The following is an 18721-nucleotide window of genomic DNA, read 5'->3' as shown; positions in this document are numbered from 1 at the left end:
GGGAGAGGCTCACGCACACGCAGGTGATTGGGTGGTCCGTGGCGTAACAGGAGAGTGTTGGCCAGTGCCAGATGCGGAGTTTTCCGACGCCTACGAGATCCTAGAAATGCCGTAACCGAACATCCCCGCCAAGGCGGGGTACACAACTTTCACGATCTTGTGGTTGTAATCCTGGGTGTGCGAGTCGAGCTCTGCAAACGGTTTGTATGAGGGTTTCCGAGCAGGAGGTTCCTTGCTGTAGTCATAGGATGCGCGACGCTCGGTTCCGTTGCTATCAATCCATGTGCGCTTGAGCATCCAATCATCGTGCTCGGCTTCCGCCATCGAGGTGATCTCCTGTTCCGAGGGATGCTCTTCCCACCCGTAGCCGTCCTTCACAAGCTGAAAACCGTGTAGACGTAGGTTTTCAACCATGGCCCGAGCGGCTGCTTCAGAAGTTTGTCGTGCCTTCAGGATGTCGTCGTGAGAAAGCTTCTGCGATGGGGATGGCGGGCCATAAAGCGACGTGTAGGCGATGTCGAATGCCCAGCCCCAGACGGAGAAGGCGGAATCGCGGATGGCGTCGATGCTCAACCCAACCTTTTGTGGGTCAATAACTTCCAGAACTGTTCCGGCTTCGGCATCGTTCCAGACAAGACCCTGCAGTATGTGGTCAGTCACCGCAATAATCGCTCGACGTTTCCTGAGGGAGGGGATCTGAGCAGCGACGTGGACTGGATCGCCGACGAGGACAACCATATCTGCCAGGCCCTCTACCTGAGGGCTCACAATCTGTTGAACTTCCAGCTCTTTAGCGAACCGGTTGTAATTGTGAATCCACGCGTCCAACTCACGCTTTTCATCTCCCGGGCCGCATTGCTTGACCTCAACAGTGTGAGCATCGAGTGTGGTCAGCAGGTGGAGTATTTTGTCTGTGATTGCGCGAACTGTGAGGTCGGCTGGATGAAATGCTTCAACAGGTCGTCGTTGAGCGATGTGGGTAAAGCGTGCTGAGGTTGCTAACTCGGGGGACCGAAGAAGCTGGAATATTGATACCGTCTCACCGCATTGTGCGTGACGGAGGTCCTGCGCCTCAGAACTCAGGCGAGCTGTTTCGATGTCATTTTCGGCAGCGATGATCACGTGGGAAGCATGTTTGACAGTTTGAGCAACGAGCCGATCATCGCTCAGATGCTGTTTGTACCCTAAGCCAAGCGTGCCTTTGGCTGTTGGGTTTCCCTTCTCCAAGATATGAACGGGGAGCTCCCTTTCTTGGTCAAGGACTGAGCGGACGATGCTGTTCGCTTCCTCGGAGGAGCCGATCACCACTGGACCTCCTCGGCGGCGCTTGCTCGTTGCTCTCGCCCACCCGATACGCGATATTCCTAGTAGGGCAGAAATGACTGCTCCGAAGGTGACAAGGAGTGAGAGGATTAAACCTATCGTCATCCAGGTCGTTGGTGATGCCGGCTGGCCAGGCGCTGGCGCATACGAGGCGGCAAAAGGCGCGATGCTCGCGTAGATGAGCGAGACGACGGACGCGTTATGAGACTCCGAAAGCGTGACGCCGCAGTTGTAGAGGCCAATCGCAGTGGCAGACAATGCGATGACCAGACGATTTGAATCGAGCCGCATAGTGTCAGGATAAAAGTTTCGCTTCCGGAAGAAGCATTGAGCCTAAGTGCTTATCGACGACCTACCGGACCAACAGTCCATTCGACGACAGCAGGCTGCTCATCTGGAACAGGGAATCGCTTTGGCCGGGGGTCCACTGGCCCCAATCGGCGGTGTAGACGTCGTTGATGTCCACCTGGATGCCCTGGATGTATGTCTGGCGTCCGGCGACTTGGTGGATGTTGGCGCGCGGGTGGATGTTGCCGCGCGAGCCCCAGTCGTGCTGCCAGAAGTAGCTACCGATGCCGTCCTCCAGGCACCAGGCGATGGTGTAGTAGTTGCCGTACACACCCAACTGGTAGCCGGCGGCGCTGAGTGCAGCGCCCATGGCGGAAAGATAGGGGTTGATGAATCTGTTGAACTGGGCGAGCGTCGGGTTGTCGTCGATAGCCACATAGATCGGGCGCCCGGTCGGGCCGCCTGCAGCGCGGTGCAGGGCGATGGCCTGGGGTGCGTGCTTGGCAGCGCCGAGCGGACCCTGGAGCCAGTCGGCGGTGTCGGCGCGGCCGAACTGGTAGACCGACGCCACCGACAGGCCGTTGGCCTTGTAGTCCTGGGTTTCGTCGAGGGTGACGGGCTTGCCGCGCATCCAGAGTGCGTCGGGGCGGGGCTGGGATACGTAGCGCACGGCGCCGATGTGGCCGGCGGCTTTCACGGCGCGGGCGGATGGGACGGCGGCGGAGTAGTCGATCACGGTGCCGAGCACGCGGCGCTGCTGAGCCTGTGCGGCGGGGGAGAGGGCGGTGGCTGCGGCGCCGGCGGCGGCGGTGGTTGCCGCGAGTGCGCCCGCAGACTTCAGGAACGAGCGGCGATCAAAAGTAGTCACTTGCGTAACATTAGTCTCGTTTTACCTCTTGTGCACCTTAGTTTGCCTGCGTGACCACGATCCAGATGGCGACGAGGTGACACACGGCCGCCATGATCGTCGCAGTGTGGAAGTGTTCGTGGTAGCCGTAGTAGCGCGCCTCGCGCCCCGGCCAGCGGGCCCCGTACACGATGGCGCCGACCGTGTAGAGCACGCCTCCCGCGAATAGGAGCCACACCACCGCCGGCCCTGCGCTGGCCCACAGGGTGGGGATCAGCGGCACGATCACCCAGCCGAGCCCCACGTACACCGCAACGTCCAGCCATCGCGGGTGATTGATCCACACCAGGTTGAGCGCGGCACCACCCAGGCCGCCGATCCAGGACACGACGAGGATGGTCGCGGCGGTTCGCGGCTCGAACACGATCAGGCACAGTGGGGTGTAGGTCGCGGCGATGAAGATGGAGATGGTCGCGTGGTCGGCGCGGCGCCACCACTGCACCGTGGACGGGGAGCGCCACGGGTAGAGGTGGTACATCGCGGAGACCCCAAACAGCAGTACGACCCCGACGCCGTAGACGGTAACCCCGGCGGCGTGGAGCGCCGGCAGGGTCATCCACCCGTAGGTGATCAGCACGGTGGAGGCCAGCGCGAAGGCTGCGGCCGCCACGAAGTGGGCCCAGCCGCGAATCAGGGGGCGCGGGCCGCGGTCCGCCATGATGTAGGAGCGCTGGACCTGGCCTTCTTGAAGGATCGTCATAGTGACCTCACTGGGGGTGGAGGAACAGTGACGCTATGTTACTACTTGGTAACTTATGTGGGTAGCCCAGCCGATTCCGCGAACGAAAACCGCTGCGGTAACCTAAGCCCCATTGCCCTAGTAGCTCAGTGGATAGAGCACGGCTCTCCTAAAGCCGGTGTCGGAGGTTCGATTCCTCTCTGGGGCGCAAATAGAGGTTTGGTGTGGTGCCGAGATCAGATAGCGGGTGGTGAAAATGTCTATCGAACTACGGCCACTTCGCGTCGAGGACGCCACCGAGATGGCCGTTGTGCTTTCGGACCATTCCCTCTACACGTTTACGGGTGGTGAGCCGCCTACTGCTGATGAGCTTGCACGACGGTATGCGATCCAGGCTCGAGGCGAATCGAGCGACGGTACTGAAGAATGGATCAATTTCATCGTCACTCTCGGTGCGGGCAAGCAGCCGATAGGCTACGTCCAAGCGACCGTGCCTCGCAGCGGCGGTGCGACGGAGATCGCGTGGGTGATCGGGACACAGTGGCAGGGGCACGGCTACGCCAAAAGCGCCGTGAAACTGCTAAGCACTCATCTTGCGGAACGAGGCATTACGCACCTCATCGCTCATATCCACCCCGACCACGTCGCCTCGCAGCGTGTCGCCGCCACCGTAGGGTTGGTCCCCACGGCGCAGGTCGTTGATGGCGAAGTCCGCTGGGAGCGGAGAGAGTCGACCAGCCCCGAAGGATTCTCGGCGCCTACTCCTCGCCGGTGAGTTCGCGCAGCTTGGCGCGCACCGCGGAGGCCTCCGGGTTGGTGGTGTGGGTGCCGTCGGAGAAGAGCACGGTGGGCACGATGCGGTTGCCGTCGTTGACGGACTTGATCCACTCGTTGACCTCGTCCATGCCGTCGGCCTCGACGTCGACGAGGTCGTAGGGGGTTTCCGTGCGGTCGAGGCGCTGGCGCAGCTTCTGGCAGAACGGACACCAGTCGGCGGCGAAGATGGTCACGTGGGCGTTGGTTTCGGGTGCGGTGACGGTCATGTTAGATCCTTTCGAAGCGTTGGAATTTGTAGCGCAAGCCTGTCGACGAGGTGAGCCACTCCGTTTCGGAAACGAGGGTGAAGGTGTCGTCGATACGCGGGGCGTAGACGGCTTTTGCATCGGGGACGTCGGGGTGGACGTCGATAAGCGTGCGTTCGATGACGTCGACCTCGTCGAGGGTGGCGGCGTAGATTTGGGCGCCGCCGATGATCCAGGCATCGCCCTCGAGGTCCGGGATGTCGGCGACGACCGACGCCCCGCGGGACCAGGCGCCCGCCTCGCGCGAGGACAACACGATGTTCTTGCGGTTCGGCAGCGGCTTGAACGGCAGCGACTCCCAGGTGCGCCGCCCCATGATGATCGGGTGCCCGCTGGTGGTGTCCTTGAAATGCTTGAGGTCTTCGGGCAGGTGCCAGGGCATGTCCTCGCCGTCGCCGATGATGCCGTCGACGCTTTGCGCCCAGATCGCGCCCAACATCGGGCCCTGCATTAGACGGACACCTCCGCCTTGATGGTGGGGTGCGGGTCGTAGCCGACGACCTCGATGTCGTCGAAGTCGTAGTCGAACAAGGACTTTGCCTTGCGCAGTTTGAGCTGCGGATACTCGCGGGCGTCGCGGGAGAGCTGCTCGCGCACCTGCTCGATGTGGTTGTTGTAGATGTGGCAGTCGCCGCCGGTCCAGATCAGCTCGCCGACCTCAAGGCCCGCCTGCTGGGCGAACATGTGGGTCAGCAGTGCGTAGGAGGCGATGTTGAACGGCACGCCCAGGAACATGTCGGCGGAGCGCTGGTAGACCTGCATGCTCAACTTGCCGTCGGCGACGTAGAGCTGGAACATCAGGTGGCATGGCATGAGGGCCATCTTGTCCAGTTCGGACACGTTCCAGGCAGACACCAGGTTGCGGCGCGAATCCGGGTTTTTCTTCAGCGTCTCCAGCGCTTCGGCGATCTGGTCGACGTGGCCGCCGTCCGGGGTGGGCCAGGAGCGCCACTGCACGCCGTAGACCGGACCCAACTCGCCGTCGGCGTCGGCCCACTCGTTCCAGATGCGGATGCCATTGTCCTGCAGCCAGCGCACGTTGGAATCGCCGCGCAAAAACCACAGCAGTTCGCCGACGACACCCTTGAAGAAGACCTTCTTGGTGGTCAGCAGCGGGAACGACTCGGAGAGGTCGTAGCGGATCTGGCGGCCAAACACGCTGCGGGTGCCGGTGCCGGTGCGGTCACCTTTCGCGGTGCCGTTTTCCAGCACGTCGCGCAGCAGGTCCTCGTATGGGGTCTTGACCATTGGTTACTTCAGTACTCCTTCGAACGAGCCGTGCTCGTCGTGGTAGCGGGCGGCGGCTTCCAAAATGTCGTCGGCAATCTCCGGGCGACAGATAAGCATGTCTGGAATATAGGTGTCGTCGTTGTTATAGCGAAGCGGGGTACCGTCGAGGCGCGATGCGTGCAGGCCCGCCGCGAGCGAGACTCCTACGGGGGCAGCTTGGTCCCATTCGTATTGGCCGCCGGCGTGGACGTAGGCGTCGTAATCGCCCAGCAGCACGTGCATGGCCTTGGCGCCGGCGGAGCCGATCTGTTCTGTTTCGAAGCCGATCGCGTCCGCGACGTAGCGGGCGACGGCGGGCGGGCGGTTGCGCGACATGGCCACCTTGCCGGCGAACGGCCCTGAGACGTGGCGCACGTCGGAGGACTTGAACACCACACCAAGGTCGGGCAGCCCGACGGCGGCGTGGGTGGGCACGCCATTTTCGACGAGCGCCACATGCACCGCCCAGTCCTGCCGGCCGGTCGCGAACTCCTTGGTGCCGTCGAGCGGGTCGACGATCCACACCCGGTCTTTGCCCAGACGCGTGGGGTTGTCGGACGCTTCCTCGGAGAGGAACCCGTCGTTGGGGCGGTGTTGGCTTAAGACTCGCTCGATCCAGGCCTGGGCGAGATCGTCGCCAGTCTCGCCGAGTTCGCGGCCACGCAGCAGGCCCACCCCACGGATGCCTTTGAGGATTTCACCCGTGCCTTCCGCAATCAGGTTGGTCAGCCGGGAGTCGGAGTACTCAGCAGTCATGTGCCCGACTCTACCGCTAAGGTTGGCGAAATGACTGGCTCGATCTTGGACCGCTTTCACCCGCAGGTGGCGGGGTGGTTCCAGGATGTCTTCGCAGCGCCCACGGCGGTGCAGGAGCAGGCGTGGCGCGCGATTTCCGACGACGAAAACGCCCTCGTCGTCGCACCGACCGGCTCCGGTAAGACGTTGGCGGCGTTTTTGTGGGCGCTGAACTCCCTGGTGGAGCGGGCCGGCCAGCAGGCGCTGCCCATCGATGGGGCGAACACCTCCACCCACGGCGGCGTGCGCGTCCTTTATATTTCGCCGCTGAAGGCCCTCGGCGTGGACGTGGAGAACAACCTCCGCGCACCCCTGGCTGGCATTGCGCGGGTGGCGCAGCGTTTGGGCCGCGACATGCCGGACATTTCGGTGGGGGTGCGCTCGGGCGATACTCCGCAGGCGGAGCGCAACCGGCAGGTGCGAAAGCCGCCGGACATTTTGATCACCACGCCGGAGTCGCTGTATCTCATGCTCACGTCCAAGGCGGCGGGCATTCTGAAGACGGTGGACACGGTCATTGTCGACGAGATCCACGCCCTGGCCGGCACCAAGCGCGGCGTGCACCTCGCGCTTTCGCTGGAGCGCCTGCGCCGCCTCGCCGGGGACTTCCAGCGCATCGGCCTGTCGGCCACGGTCCGCCCGATCGAGGCGGTGGCCAACTTTTTGGGCCCCAAGACGACGATCATCAACCCGCCGGGGGAGAAGCGCTGGCAGCTAGACGTGCGCGTGCCTGTCGACGACATGAGCGACCTGCCCGTTCCCGAGGACGCCTCCACCATCGGCGATGCGATTCTCGACGACGCCGTGGACGACGCCCTGGACGCCCCGCCGCCCGGTGCTACCAACTCCATCTGGCCCCACATCGAGCGCGCGATTTACGACGAAGTCATGGCGCATCGGTCCACCATCGTTTTCGTCAACTCCCGCCGCACCGCGGAGCGCCTGACCAGCCAGTTAAACGAACTCTGGGCGAAGGAGCACGACCCGGAGGCGCTCTCCCCGCAGACCCGCCGCCCGCCGGCGCAGCTGATGAAGTCGGTGGATACTGCCGGCCACGCCGCGACCGTGATTGCGCGCGCTCACCACGGTAGCGTGTCCAAGGACGAGCGCGCCTTGACCGAAACCATGCTGAAAGAGGGCACCCTGCGCGCGGTGGTGTCCACCTCCTCGCTGGAGCTGGGCATCGACATGGGTGCGGTGGACCTGGTCATCCAGGTGGAATCCCCGCCGTCGGTGGCCTCCGGACTGCAGCGCGTGGGCCGCGCCGGGCACACCGTAGGGGCGGTCTCCGAGGGCACGTTCTACCCGAAGCACCGCTCCGACCTGGTGCAAACCGCGGTGACGGTGCCCCGGATGCGCCAAGGCCTCATCGAGGAGCTGCACACCCCGCGAAGCCCCTTGGACGTGCTGGCCCAGCAGACCGTGGCTGCGGTTGCGGTGGAGGACCTGGATGTGGACGAGTGGTACGACACCGTGCGCCGCGCCTGGCCGTACCGTGACCTTGCCCGCGAGGTGTTCGACTCGGTGATCGACCTGGTCATCGGCGTCTATCCGTCCACCGACTTCGCCGAGCTGCGGCCCCGCGCAATCCTCGAAGGCAATGTCTTGAAGGCGCGCCCCGGCGCCCAGCGGGTGGCGGTGACCAACGCGGGCACCATCCCGGACCGTGGCATGTTCGGCGTGTTCTTGCTCGCAGGCTCGCAAGAAGGGGACAAAGCACCCCGCCGAGTCGGCGAGTTGGACGAGGAGATGGTCTACGAGTCCCGCGTCGGCGACGTGTTCACCCTCGGCGCCTCCTCGTGGCGCATCGAAAACATCACCCGCGACCAGGTGCAGGTCAGCCCGGCGCCCGGCCACACCGGGCGCCTGCCGTTCTGGACAGGCGACGGGCTGGGTAGGCCGTATGAGTTGGGTAAGGCGGTGGGGGCGTTTCGTCGAGAAGCAAGAAGTGCTTTGGACGAAAGCTTGGACGAGCGCGCGCGTATCAACCTGCTGCAATACCTCGACGAGCAGGAGGAGGCCACCGGCATCCTCCCCGACGAGAAAACCCTTGTGCTGGAGCGGTTCACCGACGAGTTAGGCGACTGGCGCGTCGTGCTGCACACCCCGTTTGGCAAGGGTGTCAACGCGGCGTGGGCCCTGGCCACCGGGTGGCGGGTCGCCCAGGAAACCGGGATGGATGCCCAGGCGGTGGCGGGCGACGACGGCATCGTGCTTCGCCTGCCGCAAGGGGAGAGGGAGCCCGACGGGGCGATCTTCCAGTTCGACGCCGACGAGATCGCGGACATCGTCACCGAGCAGGTGGGCAACTCCGCCCTGTTCGCCTCCCGGTTCCGCGAGTGCGCCGCCCGCGCCCTGCTGCTGCCGCGCCGCAACCCCGGCAAGCGCGCACCGTTGTGGCAGCAGCGCCAGCGCGCCGAGCAGTTATTGGATGTGGCCCGGAATTACCCGTCGTTTCCAATCATCCTGGAAACCGTGCGTGAGTGCCTCCAGGACGTCTACGACCTGCCGGCGCTGCAGGAGGTGATGCGCGACATCAATACGCGCCGGGTGCGCATCGCCGAGGTGACCACCGACCAGCCGAGCCCGTTCGCTTCCTCGCTGCTGTTCAACTACACCGGCGCGTTCATGTACGAGGGCGACACCCCGCTGGCCGAGAAGCGGGCCGCGGCGCTGTCCTTGGACCCGTCGCTGCTGGCCAAACTGCTGGGCACCGTCGAGCTGCGCGAGCTGCTCGACGCGGACATCATCGCAGAGGTCGACGCCTCGCTGCGCCGGGTGGGCCGCGCGGAGACGTCCGAGCAGTTCGCCGACACCCTGCGCATCGTGGGGCCAGTGCCTATCGACGACCTGCCCACCTACACATCGGTTCCCTTGGCCTCCCTGGAGCAGTCCCTGGGGGCACGCATGATGCGGGTGCGCATCGGCGGGCGCGAACACGTGGCCCAAGTCCTGGACGCGCCCTTGCTTCGCGACGGCCTCGGCGTGCCCGTCCCGCCCGGCGTCGCCGCCCAGGTGCAGACCATCCCGGATGCGTTGGCGCAACTGGTGGGGCGTTGGGTGCGCACCCACGGGCCCTTTGTGTTGCGCGACCTTGCGGACGCGTTCGGGCTGGCCGTCGGTGCGGCGCATGCAGCGCTGATGCCGCTGGTGGACAAAGAAAAGGTCATCGAGGGCCGCTACCGGCAGGGCGTCGAGGAGCAGGAGTACGTCGCCGCCGAGGTCTTACGCATCATCCGGTCGCGCTCGCTGGCGGCGGCGCGCGCCCAGACCCGGCCCGTGTCGCAGTCTGCTTATGGGCGTTTTCTGCCTTCGTGGTCAAACGTCGCTCCGGTGGGGGTCACGCCGGCGCTGCGGGGCGCCGACGGGGTCTACTCGGTGATCGAGCAGCTCGCCGGGGTGCGCCTGCCCGCAAGTGCTTGGGAATCACATATTTTCCCGTCGCGCGTGGGCGACTACTCGCCGGTGATGCTCGACGAGCTCACCGCCAACGGCGAGGTTGCCATCGTCGGCGCCGGCAAGGCAGGGGCGCGTGACCCGTGGATCATGCTGCTGCCCACCGACTACGCGGCCCAACTCATGCCGCAGGTCGAGGAACCCCTGCTGTCGCTGACCCAAACCCAGGTGATGGAGAAGGTGCGCCGCGGCGGCGGGTTCTTGTTCGGGGACCTGCTTGAGCCCTCGACGACAACCGAGGAGCTGCGCGAGGCCATGTGGGATCTGGTCGAGGCCGGCTTCCTCGCGCCGGATTCGTTTGCTCCGATCCGGGCCCGGTTGGCGGGTGGGAAGGCGGCGCACCGGGCGCGTCGCAGGCCGCAGCGAAGCAGGGTGCGTTCGGGGCGGACCTCGTTCGCGTCGACGGTTCCGCCCGACATGGTGGGCCGTTGGTCGCTCACGCCCACGCCTGATAGCGACCCCACGCGTCGCTCGGTGGCTTTAGGGGAGTCGCTGCTGGACCGCTACGGGGTGGTCACCCGCGGCTCCGTGGTAGCCGAGGACATCCTGGGCGGGTTCGCGCTGGCCTACAAAACCTTGTCTGGTTTTGAGGAATCAGGCAAGGCGATGCGCGGCTACCTCGTGGAGGGGCTTGGGGCCTCGCAGTTTTCCACCCCGGCCACCATCGATCGGCTGCGCGGGCACCAGGACACCGACGACGTGGTGGGCTGGCCCTCCGGTGCGCGCGATCCGCAGGTGCACGTGCTGGCCGCCACCGACCCGTCGAACCCCTACGGGGCGGCGCTGCCGTGGCCGGCGCAGGGGCCGACCCGCTCGGCCGGTGCCATGGTGGTGCTTGTCGACGGCCTCTTAGCCGCCCACATCACCCGCGGCGGGAGAACCATGACCACCTTCTTCGATTTCTTCCCCGACGGGGTAGGGGACCCGATGCCGTTGGTCGTCGATGCCCTGACTCAAGCGGTCCGGGCCGGCCGCATGCAGCCGTTGAGCGTGGAAAAGCTTAACGGCGGTCCTGCCTTTTCTCTGAAAGACTTCGGGGCGACGGTGACCCACAAGGGGGCGAAGATCGGAGGGCGTGCCTCGGCACCCCCGAAGCGGCGCGGGCGCAGCATAACGGAGGCGCTGGGAGAGCTAGACGGTGCAGAGGAGGCCGACGGCAGGCCTGATTTGGGTGGCCCAGCGGATGGGCTCACCTTTCACGACTAGGGTCCAGGCTTTAGGGCCGTAGCGGCACGCGGGGTACCGGCCGGTGGGTGGTCCCCGGCGGTTGCCCCGCCGCCCGGGCCCGTTTCGCCCGGATTCGGTTGACCGCCGAGTGCATGGCGGGGTCCGTGGTGTTTACGTGGCGGGTGCCGTCTGCCTTGACCAGCACGGCGGTGCCGGTTGTGGGGTCGTAATCCATGTAGCCCTTGTTAAAGGAGCCGTCCCGGTGGTCATTGTTGCACCGGTGATGGGTGGGGCACAGGCCGGTGAGGTTGGTGATGTCGGTGCCGCCGTGCCGCAGCCACGAAATGATGTGGTGGGCTTCGCACTCGCTCATCGCGGTGGTGCAGCCGGCCCATGAGCACACGCCTTGGATGGCGAACATCGCGATGCGTTGCGCAACAGACGCGAGCCGCTTCGACCTGCCCAGGTGCAGCGGCACTCCGGTGAGGCCGTCGACGGTGAGCAGGAAGTCGGAGGTGCCGTCCATGCCGAGGCGCACGAGGTCGAAGGCGTTGAGCTCCACGCCGACGTTGGTTTGGAACAGGGTGGTGGCGTCGGCGTCGGCAAGATCGTCCATCGTCACCGACACCACCACGGAGGCCGCGCCGCCGTTGGCGGCCTGCTCGCCGTGCTCGTATTGGCGCATGATGGCCATGAACTGGTCGTAGCGGCGCTGGCCTCGGGTGCGGGGGTCGCGGTCCTGCTGGTGTTCAGCCGGGATGTTGGAGTTTGGTGCGAGCCCCTTGTCGGTGAGTGCTTTGTAGAGGGCGTAGTCGCCTGCGGTCATGTGAAGGCGCACGTCGTAGGTGCCGTCGGAGTTTTCCTTGCCCAGGGTGGCCTCGCGCTTTTCAAAGCCAGCGTTGGGGTTCTTCTTTGCGTGTGGCTTGTTCGCCTTGTCCACGAGGCGCTTCACAAACAGCCGCAGGTCCTTTTCGCTGCGTGTCTTCGCTTCCTCCATGGCGCGGGCGTAGATGCTCATGCGTTCGCCCTCGGCGGCCTTGAGCAGTTTGTCGAGTTCTCGCCGGATGATGTCCTGCTTGGCGGCGGGGACCTCGCCGGCGCGACGGCGGGCGTCCTCCTGGTCTTTGCGGCGACGCTCGGCTTCCTCGTCGGCGGCCTTGCGGGCGGCTTCTTCGGCGGCGGCGCGCTCCTCATCGGTCGGCTCATCGCCGGTGCCAAACAGGTCCCCGAGGAAATCGTCCAGGTCGGGCTCGGGCGGCGGGGGCGGGGCGAACATGGCTTTGGCTCGGGCGAGCCGGTTGTAGGCCTCGCCCTTGGAGATGCCCAACGTCTCCATGAGGTAGGCGTCCGGGTAGTTCGCCCCGACGAGTTTGCCGGCGTCGGCGAGCACGCAGGCGTGGGCGAAGGAGGCGTCGACGTAGGCCTTCTTATCCATAGCTTGTTCGAGGCGTGCGATGTCGCGGGCGATGGTAGTGAAGGGGAGGGACGTGGGGTCGTCGAAAAGCAGGCGCAATTGCGTCAGGCTGTCTACGACCTGGTCAACGAGCCGAGACACGTTGTTCATGTTCCCTCCTTCAAGTAGTTGAGGGTCAATCTATCAACGCGCCCGACGTGACAATCAAACGTTCGAACACCCGTTCTATTGCAACTGCTTGACCAGGTGCGCTGCCGCCGCAAGTCCGAGTCGCGGATTCGCCTCGCGCACGTCCTTCACCGCGCGCACATACTCGGCCTCTGGGGCGGTGCCGGTCTCCGCGAGCACCCCGCGCGCCCACTCGATTGCGGCGTCCATGTCGGGGAAGAAGCCGACGAGCGACTCCTCCGGGGTCGGCCCGGCATTGACCACACTGTTGAAAATGCTTCGTAAAAAGCGGAACATGGGCCCCATTATGCCTGAAGGTGATTCCGTCTATCAGCTGTCAAAGCGCCTGCAGTGGATGCAAAATCGCGAAGTCACAGCCACAAGCATTCGCGTCCCGCGCTACGCCACCGTTGATTTCACGGGCATGACCTGCGAGCGCGTTTGGCCTCGCGGCAAGCACCTCTTCATGCAGTTCGCTAAAGGCGGCCACCAGGCGCAGATCCTGCACACGCACCTCAAAATGGAGGGCACGTGGTCGATGCATCGCGCCGGAACACGCTGGAAGAAGCCTGGTCATGCGGCTCGCGTGGTGCTTTCGCTTAGCGACGACCCCCAGCCCGACATCGAACTCGTCGGCTTTTGGCTCGGCCTCGTTCGGGTGTTCCCCGCCCGCCAATACGAGCAGGAGATGGGGTATCTCGGACCGGATTTGCTCGATCCGGATTTCGACCTGGCGGAGGCGGTCAGGCGCATCGAGGCACAGCCGGACCTCGAAATCGGACGTGCGCTGCTGGATCAGCGCAATCTTGCCGGCATTGGGAACGAGTACCGCGCGGAGATCAACTTCCTCGCGGGTACGCACCCGAGGGAACGGGTGGGGGAGGTGGACGTCGAAAAGCATGTGCGTCTTGCGCGACGGCTGATGTGGGCGAATAAAGACGCCCCCGTCCGCGTGACCACTGGGATCAAGCGGGCGGGGGAGACGAGTTACGTGTTCGGCCGCAACAACAAGCCGTGTAGGCGCTGCGGCACGCTCATTGAGAAGGGATTTCTCGGCGGCGACGGCGACCTCGAGCGGGTTATTTGGTGGTGTCCGCGGTGTCAGCCGGAGCCCTGATATATTCCATTTCTGGAAAAGGGGGGGCGAGATATGGACTTTGAATTTTTGAGAGAAAAACGTCCGTGGGGGAAGCGAGAAATCGACCGGCTCGGAGAATATTTCGCTGGTAGTGCCAGTGTTCCTGCGGAAGCCGCGGAGATGATTATCTGGCACGACGAGTTAGCTCGACGGACTGCTGCTGCCTGTGCAGGTTTTGCGCAGGAACTTTTTGGCCAGGAAAACCAAAGTCCGGACATTGTCAGTGCTTATCGAGTGAAATCGCAGGCGACTATTGGTGACAAAATCAGACGGTCGAATGAGGACAAAACGAAGAAGGTTCAACTCGGCCGGATGTGGGATTTCGCCGGGGCTCGAATTACGGCCAACGTGTTGCACGACGATTTGCGCCATCTCTCATGGGAGCTGCAGCAGGTGCTGCGGGCAGAGGGGCATCGTGTGATTGAGCGTGACTATATCGCCCGTGCGCAGCCCGGGGGTTACCGGGCTATTCATCTGGTGGTTCAGTCGGCTGCGGGTAATGTCGAACTCCAAATGCGAACCTTGCTCCAGTCGGAGTGGGCGAACACCTTTGAAAAGTTAGCGGACAAAACTGGGCGAAAGATCCGATACGAAAGCGATGCGCGGCCAGGGAATAAAGAGCTAGCCAGGGTTTTTGATGCGCTAGTTGCGATTGCGCGTGATATTCACCATATGGAACGGCAACGAGCAGCGACGCGTCGGAGTAGTTCGAACTCGATGAAGCAGTTAGCGAATATCCCGATGGGTCTGCCATTGAACTCGAGGCTGCATGAATTGCGGGCGGAAGCTTTTCGAGCATTGTCGTACTCGGAGACTGCTACGAGTCAGCATGCCTCGAGTATTCTGAGCCTCATTGAATCTTTGCGAGCCCTATCGCAACGTCTCAGTTCGTACGAGGTAGAAGAGTGAGGGGGAGACGATGAAGCACTTCCTTATGGTGTTCAACCGCAAGACCGGCGCGCTTCGGATGAAAGAGTATGCGGATGTACGTGATGCGATCCTGCAGCGGCTTGAGGAAGAACAGGCCAACGACAATCCAGATGTCGAGATTGTTGTGATCGGGGCGCCGTCCTTAGAAGACTTGAAGGTTACGCACTCCCGATACTTCGCGGTCGATGAACTTCCCGATGTTGCTTCGTATTGGGCGCAAGGCGAGAAGGTTTCTTAAAGGGGAGAGGGCGACCGTCACTTTCGTGATCGGTCGCCCTCGAGCGGGTTATTTGGTGGTGTCCGCAGTGTCAGCCTTTTTCGCCTCCCAGTCGCTGAGCGCGCGGCGGATGAAGAACACCAGGAATCCGAGGATGATCAGGATGAGCACGACGTAGATGACGTTGGAGTAGGTGTCCGCGTACTCGGTGGCCTTTTCCCAGTTGTCGCCGAGGATGTAGCCCAGGTAGATCAGGATGGCGTTCCAGATGCCGGAGCCAAGCGTGGTCCACAGGCCGAAGGTGAGAAGGTTCATGTTGCCCAGGCCCGCCGGGATGGAGATCAGCGACCGCACACCCGGGATGAGGCGACCGATGAACACGCTGGGCTTGCCGTATTTGTTGAAGAAATCCATCGATGCGTCCACGTCGGAGGCGCGCACGAGCCACATCCAGTCGGCGATTTTGCGCAGGCGCTCCAGGCCGAGCCAGGCGCCGATGCCGTACAGCACGTATGCGCCGACGACGGAGCCAAGCACGGACCAGATGAACACGCTGACCATGTTCAGGGATCCCTGCGCGACGGTGAAGCCTGCCAGCGGCAGTACGACCTCGGACGGAATGGGTGGGAAGAGGTTCTCCAAGAGGATCGCAATGCCGACACCGGGGGCGCCAAGGGTTTCCATTAGGCCGACGATCCAGTCGATGATGCTCTGCATTGCGCCTATCTTGCCTTATTCGACCTCAAGGTTCCAAGTGTGCACCGGCGCGCCTGCCTGGGAGTTTTTGATGTACTGCCGCAAAACCCGTGCGAGGCCTTCGGCGCGTTCGCTGGTGGCGGGTTTTGATCCGGCGGCGGCGCGGCTCAGGGCGTCCAGTTGCCAGGTCGCCCCGTTTTGGCCGGTGCGCACGCGGCCTTCGATGATGCCGAGGTATTCGTCTGCGCAGGATTGGTCCACGTCAAGGGCTCGCAGCCCCTCGTAGGCGAGGTCGAGCAGATGCTTCTCGACGAGCTCACGTACCGGAACCGAACCCAACGTCGGCCATTCCATCTCGGCGTTGATGCCGTGCTTGGCGCCGGCGAGGAAGTTACGGTTTGCGGCGTCGAAGGTGAGGCGCGACCACACAGGTCGGGTCTGGTTGCTTAGGGCTTTGACCAGGCCGTAGTAGAGCGCAGCGTCGGCAACGATGTCCTTGACGGTCGGGCCAGCGGGAAGCAGGCGGTTTTCCACGCGGATGTGGCTGAGTTCGCCCGCCGGATCGTAGATGGGCCGGTTCCAGCGCCAGATCGTGCCGTTGTGCAGGTTGAGGTAGTGCAGGCCAGGGTTGTCGCCGTTCATGAACGGGGTGCCTGCGTCGGCGCGGCCTTCGGGCAGCAGCGGGGAGAAGTAGCGCACGTTTTCTTCAAACAGGTCGAAGACGCTGGTGATCCAGCGTTCGCCGAACCACACACGCGGGCGCACGCCTTGGTTGATCAGTTCTTTGGTGCGTGTATCGATGGACTGTTTGAACACCGGGATGCGCGACTCGTGCCACACCTTGTGGCCGAGGAACAGCGGTGAGTTTGCTGAGAGCGCGACCTGCACACCCGCGATGGCTTGGGAAGCGTTCCACGCTTCCGCGAACCGGTCTGGTGCCACCTGGAGGTGTAGCTGCATGGATGTGCAGGTGGATTCGGGGGCGATGGTCTCAAAGTAGTGGGTGTATTTCTCCTCGCCCCGCAGGTCGATTTTGACCAGTTCACCGCGCGATTCCAGGATCGAGTTGTTCAGTCCGGCGTAGCGATTCTCTGGCGTCATCCACTCGTCGCTATCGAGAAACTGCGAGGTCATCGTGGGCAGGGTGCCGATCATTGCCAGGTGCGACCCGGCCCGCTTTGCTGCCTCGCGCACGCGGGCAAGTCGCTTCTCGACGCCACCAGCCAACTCCGCTAGCCCCTGGCCTTGAATATCCAAGGGTGGGTGGTTCATCTCCACGTTGTAAGCGCCGATTTCGGCCTGGTACTCGCTATCAAGCAGCGCGAGCACGGCTTGGTTGTTGGGGTGGGGGAGCATGGTGTCGTCGACAAGATTGAGCTCCAACTCCAGCCCGATCGTGCCGTGATCGACGAACTCGGCGCCCTGGAGGTGCCGGTCGAAGCGCTCCAGCTCATCCTCGAGCCGACGGCGGTACGTGGTGCGCTGGCGTGGCGTGTAGGACTCGGATGAGATGGCGTCGCCCATTAGCGGTGCTCCCTAAACCAGGTGATGAGGTTGTCGGTGGATTGGTCGCCGGAGGCGGGCTCTTCCTCGCCCGCAACGGCAGCGGCGAGGTCATTGGCCTGAGCCTTGCCCAACTCCACGCCCCACTGGTCGAAGGCGTTGATGCCCCAGATGGCGGCCTCCACGAACACGATGTGCTCGTACAACGCAATCAACGCGCCGAGGGAGTGCGGGGAGAGTTCCTCCGCCAGGATCGTGGTGGTGGGGCGGTTGCCAGGCATAACCTTGTGCGGCGCAAGTGCATGCGGGACACCTTCTGCTTCGATTTCCTGCTGGGTTTTGCCAAACGCCAGCACCTTCGTCTGCGCGAAGAAATTACCCATGAGCAGGTCGTGCATGGAGCCTTCGCCGGTGGCGGTGGGCAGATCAGCGCGTGGTTTGGCAAAGCCGATGAAGTCCGCCGGAATCAGTGTGGTGCCCTGGTGGATCAATTGGAAAAAGGCGTGTTGGCCGTTGGTGCCGGGCTCGCCGAAGAAGATTTCGCCGGTGTCATAGGTGACCGGGGTGCCGTCGATACGCGTGCGCTTGCCGTTGGACTCCATGGTCAACTGCTGCAGATACGCCGGGAAGCGGGCGAGGTCCTGCGCGTACGGCAACACCGCATGGGTCTGGGCCTGGTAGAAGTTGCGGTACCACACGTTGAGCAGCCCCATGAGTACAGGCACGTTGCGCTCGAAATCGGTGGTGCGGAAGTGCTCATCCATCGCGTGGAACCCGGCGAGGAACTCGCGGAAACGCTCCGGGCCGATGACCACCATGAGCGACAGGCCGATCGCGGAATCCACCGAGTAGCGGCCGCCAACCCAGTCCCAGAAGCCGAACATGTTGTTCGTATTAATACCGAACTCGGAGACCTTCTCCGCATTGGTAGAGACGGCTACGAAGTGCTTCGCAACCGCGGTGTCGTCGCCATCGAAAGCCTCGAGCAGCCAGCGCTTCGCCGCATGCGCGTTGGACAGGGTTTCCTGGGTAGTAAACGTTTTGGAGGCGACGATAAACAGCGTCTGCTCCGGGTCAGCGTCAGCGAGCACCCGGGTCATATCGGCCGGATCCACGTTGGAGACGAACTCCGCGCTCACCCCAGCATCCGCGTAGGTACGCAACGCCTGAGCAGCCATGGCTGGCCCCAGGTCGGAGCCGCCGATGCCGATGTTGACCACCTTGGTAATCGGCTTGCCCGTGTGGCCGAGCCAATCGCCAGAGCGCACCGACTCCGCAAACGCACTCATGCGCTCCAGCACATCGTGCACGTCAGCGGTGACATCCTGGCCGTCGACGATCAGCGCCCGATCCGCCGGGGCGCGCAGCGCGGTGTGCAGCACAGCCCGGTCCTCGGTGGTGTTGAGGTGCTCGCCCGCAAACATCGCGGTGATGCGTTCGGTCAGGTCGGCGTCGTCGGCAAGTGCAATCAGCGCTTCCATGACACGGCCGTTGAACAGGTTCTTCGACAGATCCACGTGCAAACCGGCGGCGTCGAAAGTGAAGCGCTCGGCGCGCTGCGCGTCGGCCCGAAACAGATCACGCAGCGTCGTGCGAGACGTTTCAGCATGGAGTTTTTCGAGCTTTTTCCAGCTCGGTGCGGACGTAATGTCGTGCATTGCAGCCTCCCAGGCGGCGGTGATCATCTCC

The 18721-nt window shown here is 63.7% G+C and carries 18 protein-coding genes and 1 tRNA gene; 7 read left to right on the top strand and 12 right to left on the bottom strand.

Annotation, left to right across the window (positions count from 1 at the left end):
- Window positions 1-90 precede the first annotated feature (90 nt).
- The gene (locus tag HMPREF2690_RS06590) at window positions 91-1305 is read right to left on the bottom strand and encodes a hypothetical protein (protein ID WP_141758803.1); all 1215 of its coding nucleotides are present in this window, start codon (window positions 1303-1305) and stop codon (window positions 91-93) included.
- 73 nt (window positions 1306-1378) lie between these two features.
- Here HMPREF2690_RS06590 and HMPREF2690_RS12470 point away from each other — a divergent pair, with 73 nt between their 5' ends.
- Window positions 1379-1501, top strand: coding sequence for a hypothetical protein (locus HMPREF2690_RS12470; protein WP_256365569.1), 123 nt, complete (start codon window positions 1379-1381; stop codon window positions 1499-1501).
- Between the two features lie 174 nt (window positions 1502-1675).
- Here HMPREF2690_RS12470 and HMPREF2690_RS06585 read toward each other — a convergent pair whose 3' ends face one another.
- Both HMPREF2690_RS06585 and HMPREF2690_RS06580 read right to left on the bottom strand, forming a co-directional pair.
- Window positions 1676-2479 (bottom strand): DUF1906 domain-containing protein, encoded by an 804-nt coding sequence (locus HMPREF2690_RS06585; protein ID WP_070820461.1) that lies wholly within the window; start codon window positions 2477-2479, stop codon window positions 1676-1678.
- Between the two features lie 37 nt (window positions 2480-2516).
- Window positions 2517-3218, bottom strand: coding sequence for a PAQR family membrane homeostasis protein TrhA (locus HMPREF2690_RS06580; protein WP_070820460.1), 702 nt, complete (start codon window positions 3216-3218; stop codon window positions 2517-2519).
- A 114-nt stretch (window positions 3219-3332) separates the two neighbouring features.
- Here HMPREF2690_RS06580 and HMPREF2690_RS06575 point away from each other — a divergent pair.
- Window positions 3333-3405: transfer RNA gene (locus HMPREF2690_RS06575), tRNA-Arg, on the top strand.
- Between the two features lie 48 nt (window positions 3406-3453).
- A complete protein-coding gene (locus HMPREF2690_RS06570) occupies window positions 3454-3972 on the top strand; it encodes a GNAT family N-acetyltransferase (protein WP_070820482.1) in 519 nt (172 codons plus the stop codon).
- Here the strand turns inward: HMPREF2690_RS06570 and HMPREF2690_RS06565 are convergent.
- The 4 genes from HMPREF2690_RS06565 to HMPREF2690_RS06550 are packed head-to-tail and all read right to left on the bottom strand — an operon-like array spanning window position 3956 to window position 6304.
- Window positions 3956-4240 (bottom strand): mycoredoxin, encoded by a 285-nt coding sequence (locus HMPREF2690_RS06565; RefSeq protein WP_070820459.1) that lies wholly within the window; start codon window positions 4238-4240, stop codon window positions 3956-3958. The two genes, HMPREF2690_RS06570 and HMPREF2690_RS06565, sit on opposite strands and share 17 nt — an antisense overlap.
- Before the next feature lies 1 nt (window position 4241).
- Window positions 4242-4718, bottom strand: a complete 477-nt coding sequence (locus HMPREF2690_RS06560) for a dihydrofolate reductase (RefSeq protein ID WP_070820481.1) — start codon at window positions 4716-4718, stop codon at window positions 4242-4244.
- A gap of 11 nt (window positions 4719-4729) precedes the next feature.
- Entirely contained in the window at window positions 4730-5527 is a 798-nt protein-coding gene (locus HMPREF2690_RS06555; RefSeq protein WP_070820458.1) for a thymidylate synthase, read from the bottom strand.
- 3 nt (window positions 5528-5530) lie between these two features.
- On the bottom strand, window positions 5531-6304 hold the full coding sequence (locus tag HMPREF2690_RS06550) for a 3'(2'),5'-bisphosphate nucleotidase CysQ (RefSeq protein WP_070820457.1): 774 nt from the start codon (window positions 6302-6304) through the stop codon (window positions 5531-5533).
- A 30-nt stretch (window positions 6305-6334) separates the two neighbouring features.
- On the opposite strand from HMPREF2690_RS06550, the gene HMPREF2690_RS06545 reads away from it, so the two are divergent.
- A complete protein-coding gene (locus HMPREF2690_RS06545; RefSeq protein WP_070820456.1) occupies window positions 6335-11005 on the top strand; it encodes an ATP-dependent helicase in 4671 nt (1556 codons plus the stop codon).
- Between the two features lie 10 nt (window positions 11006-11015).
- Here HMPREF2690_RS06545 and HMPREF2690_RS06540 read toward each other — a convergent pair whose 3' ends face one another.
- Window positions 11016-12530, bottom strand: a complete 1515-nt coding sequence (locus HMPREF2690_RS06540) for an HNH endonuclease signature motif containing protein (protein WP_070820455.1) — start codon at window positions 12528-12530, stop codon at window positions 11016-11018.
- 75 nt (window positions 12531-12605) lie between these two features.
- Window positions 12606-12845: a hypothetical protein gene (locus tag HMPREF2690_RS06535; protein WP_070820454.1), complete on the bottom strand. Its 240-nt coding sequence runs from the start codon at window positions 12843-12845 to the stop codon at window positions 12606-12608.
- A 10-nt stretch (window positions 12846-12855) separates the two neighbouring features.
- On the opposite strand from HMPREF2690_RS06535, the gene HMPREF2690_RS06530 reads away from it, so the two are divergent.
- Genes HMPREF2690_RS06530 through HMPREF2690_RS06520 form a run of 3 tightly spaced genes read left to right on the top strand, consistent with a single transcriptional unit; the run spans window position 12856 to window position 14854 of the window.
- Window positions 12856-13665: a DNA-formamidopyrimidine glycosylase family protein gene (locus HMPREF2690_RS06530; protein WP_070820480.1), complete on the top strand. Its 810-nt coding sequence runs from the start codon at window positions 12856-12858 to the stop codon at window positions 13663-13665.
- A gap of 33 nt (window positions 13666-13698) precedes the next feature.
- Complete coding sequence (locus tag HMPREF2690_RS06525; RefSeq protein ID WP_070451716.1) at window positions 13699-14595, top strand: RelA/SpoT domain-containing protein; 897 nt, start codon at window positions 13699-13701, stop codon at window positions 14593-14595.
- 10 nt (window positions 14596-14605) lie between these two features.
- Window positions 14606-14854 (top strand): hypothetical protein, encoded by a 249-nt coding sequence (locus HMPREF2690_RS06520; protein WP_070421444.1) that lies wholly within the window; start codon window positions 14606-14608, stop codon window positions 14852-14854.
- A 48-nt stretch (window positions 14855-14902) separates the two neighbouring features.
- On the opposite strand, the gene HMPREF2690_RS06515 is transcribed toward HMPREF2690_RS06520, so the two are convergent.
- The 3 genes from HMPREF2690_RS06515 to pgi are packed head-to-tail and all read right to left on the bottom strand — an operon-like array spanning window position 14903 to window position 18690.
- Window positions 14903-15550 carry a DedA family protein gene (locus HMPREF2690_RS06515; protein ID WP_070820453.1) on the bottom strand — a complete coding sequence of 216 codons (648 nt, stop codon included), beginning with the start codon at window positions 15548-15550 and terminating at the stop codon, window positions 14903-14905.
- Window positions 15551-15565: 15 nt separating this feature from the next.
- Window positions 15566-17053 carry a glutamate-cysteine ligase family protein gene (locus HMPREF2690_RS06510; RefSeq protein WP_070820452.1) on the bottom strand — a complete coding sequence of 496 codons (1488 nt, stop codon included), beginning with the start codon at window positions 17051-17053 and terminating at the stop codon, window positions 15566-15568.
- Window positions 17053-18690: a glucose-6-phosphate isomerase gene (gene pgi / locus HMPREF2690_RS06505; RefSeq protein ID WP_070820479.1), complete on the bottom strand. Its 1638-nt coding sequence runs from the start codon at window positions 18688-18690 to the stop codon at window positions 17053-17055. Before pgi ends, HMPREF2690_RS06510 begins: the two co-directional genes overlap by 1 nt.
- Window positions 18691-18721: the final 31 nt, after the last annotated feature.

This window comes from Corynebacterium sp. HMSC034E11 (assembly GCF_001835905.1).
Lineage (GTDB): Bacteria > Actinomycetota > Actinomycetes > Mycobacteriales > Mycobacteriaceae > Corynebacterium > Corynebacterium coyleae.
The sequence above is the reverse complement of the archived record's forward strand: the minus strand, read 5'-3'. Positions and strand labels throughout refer to the sequence as shown.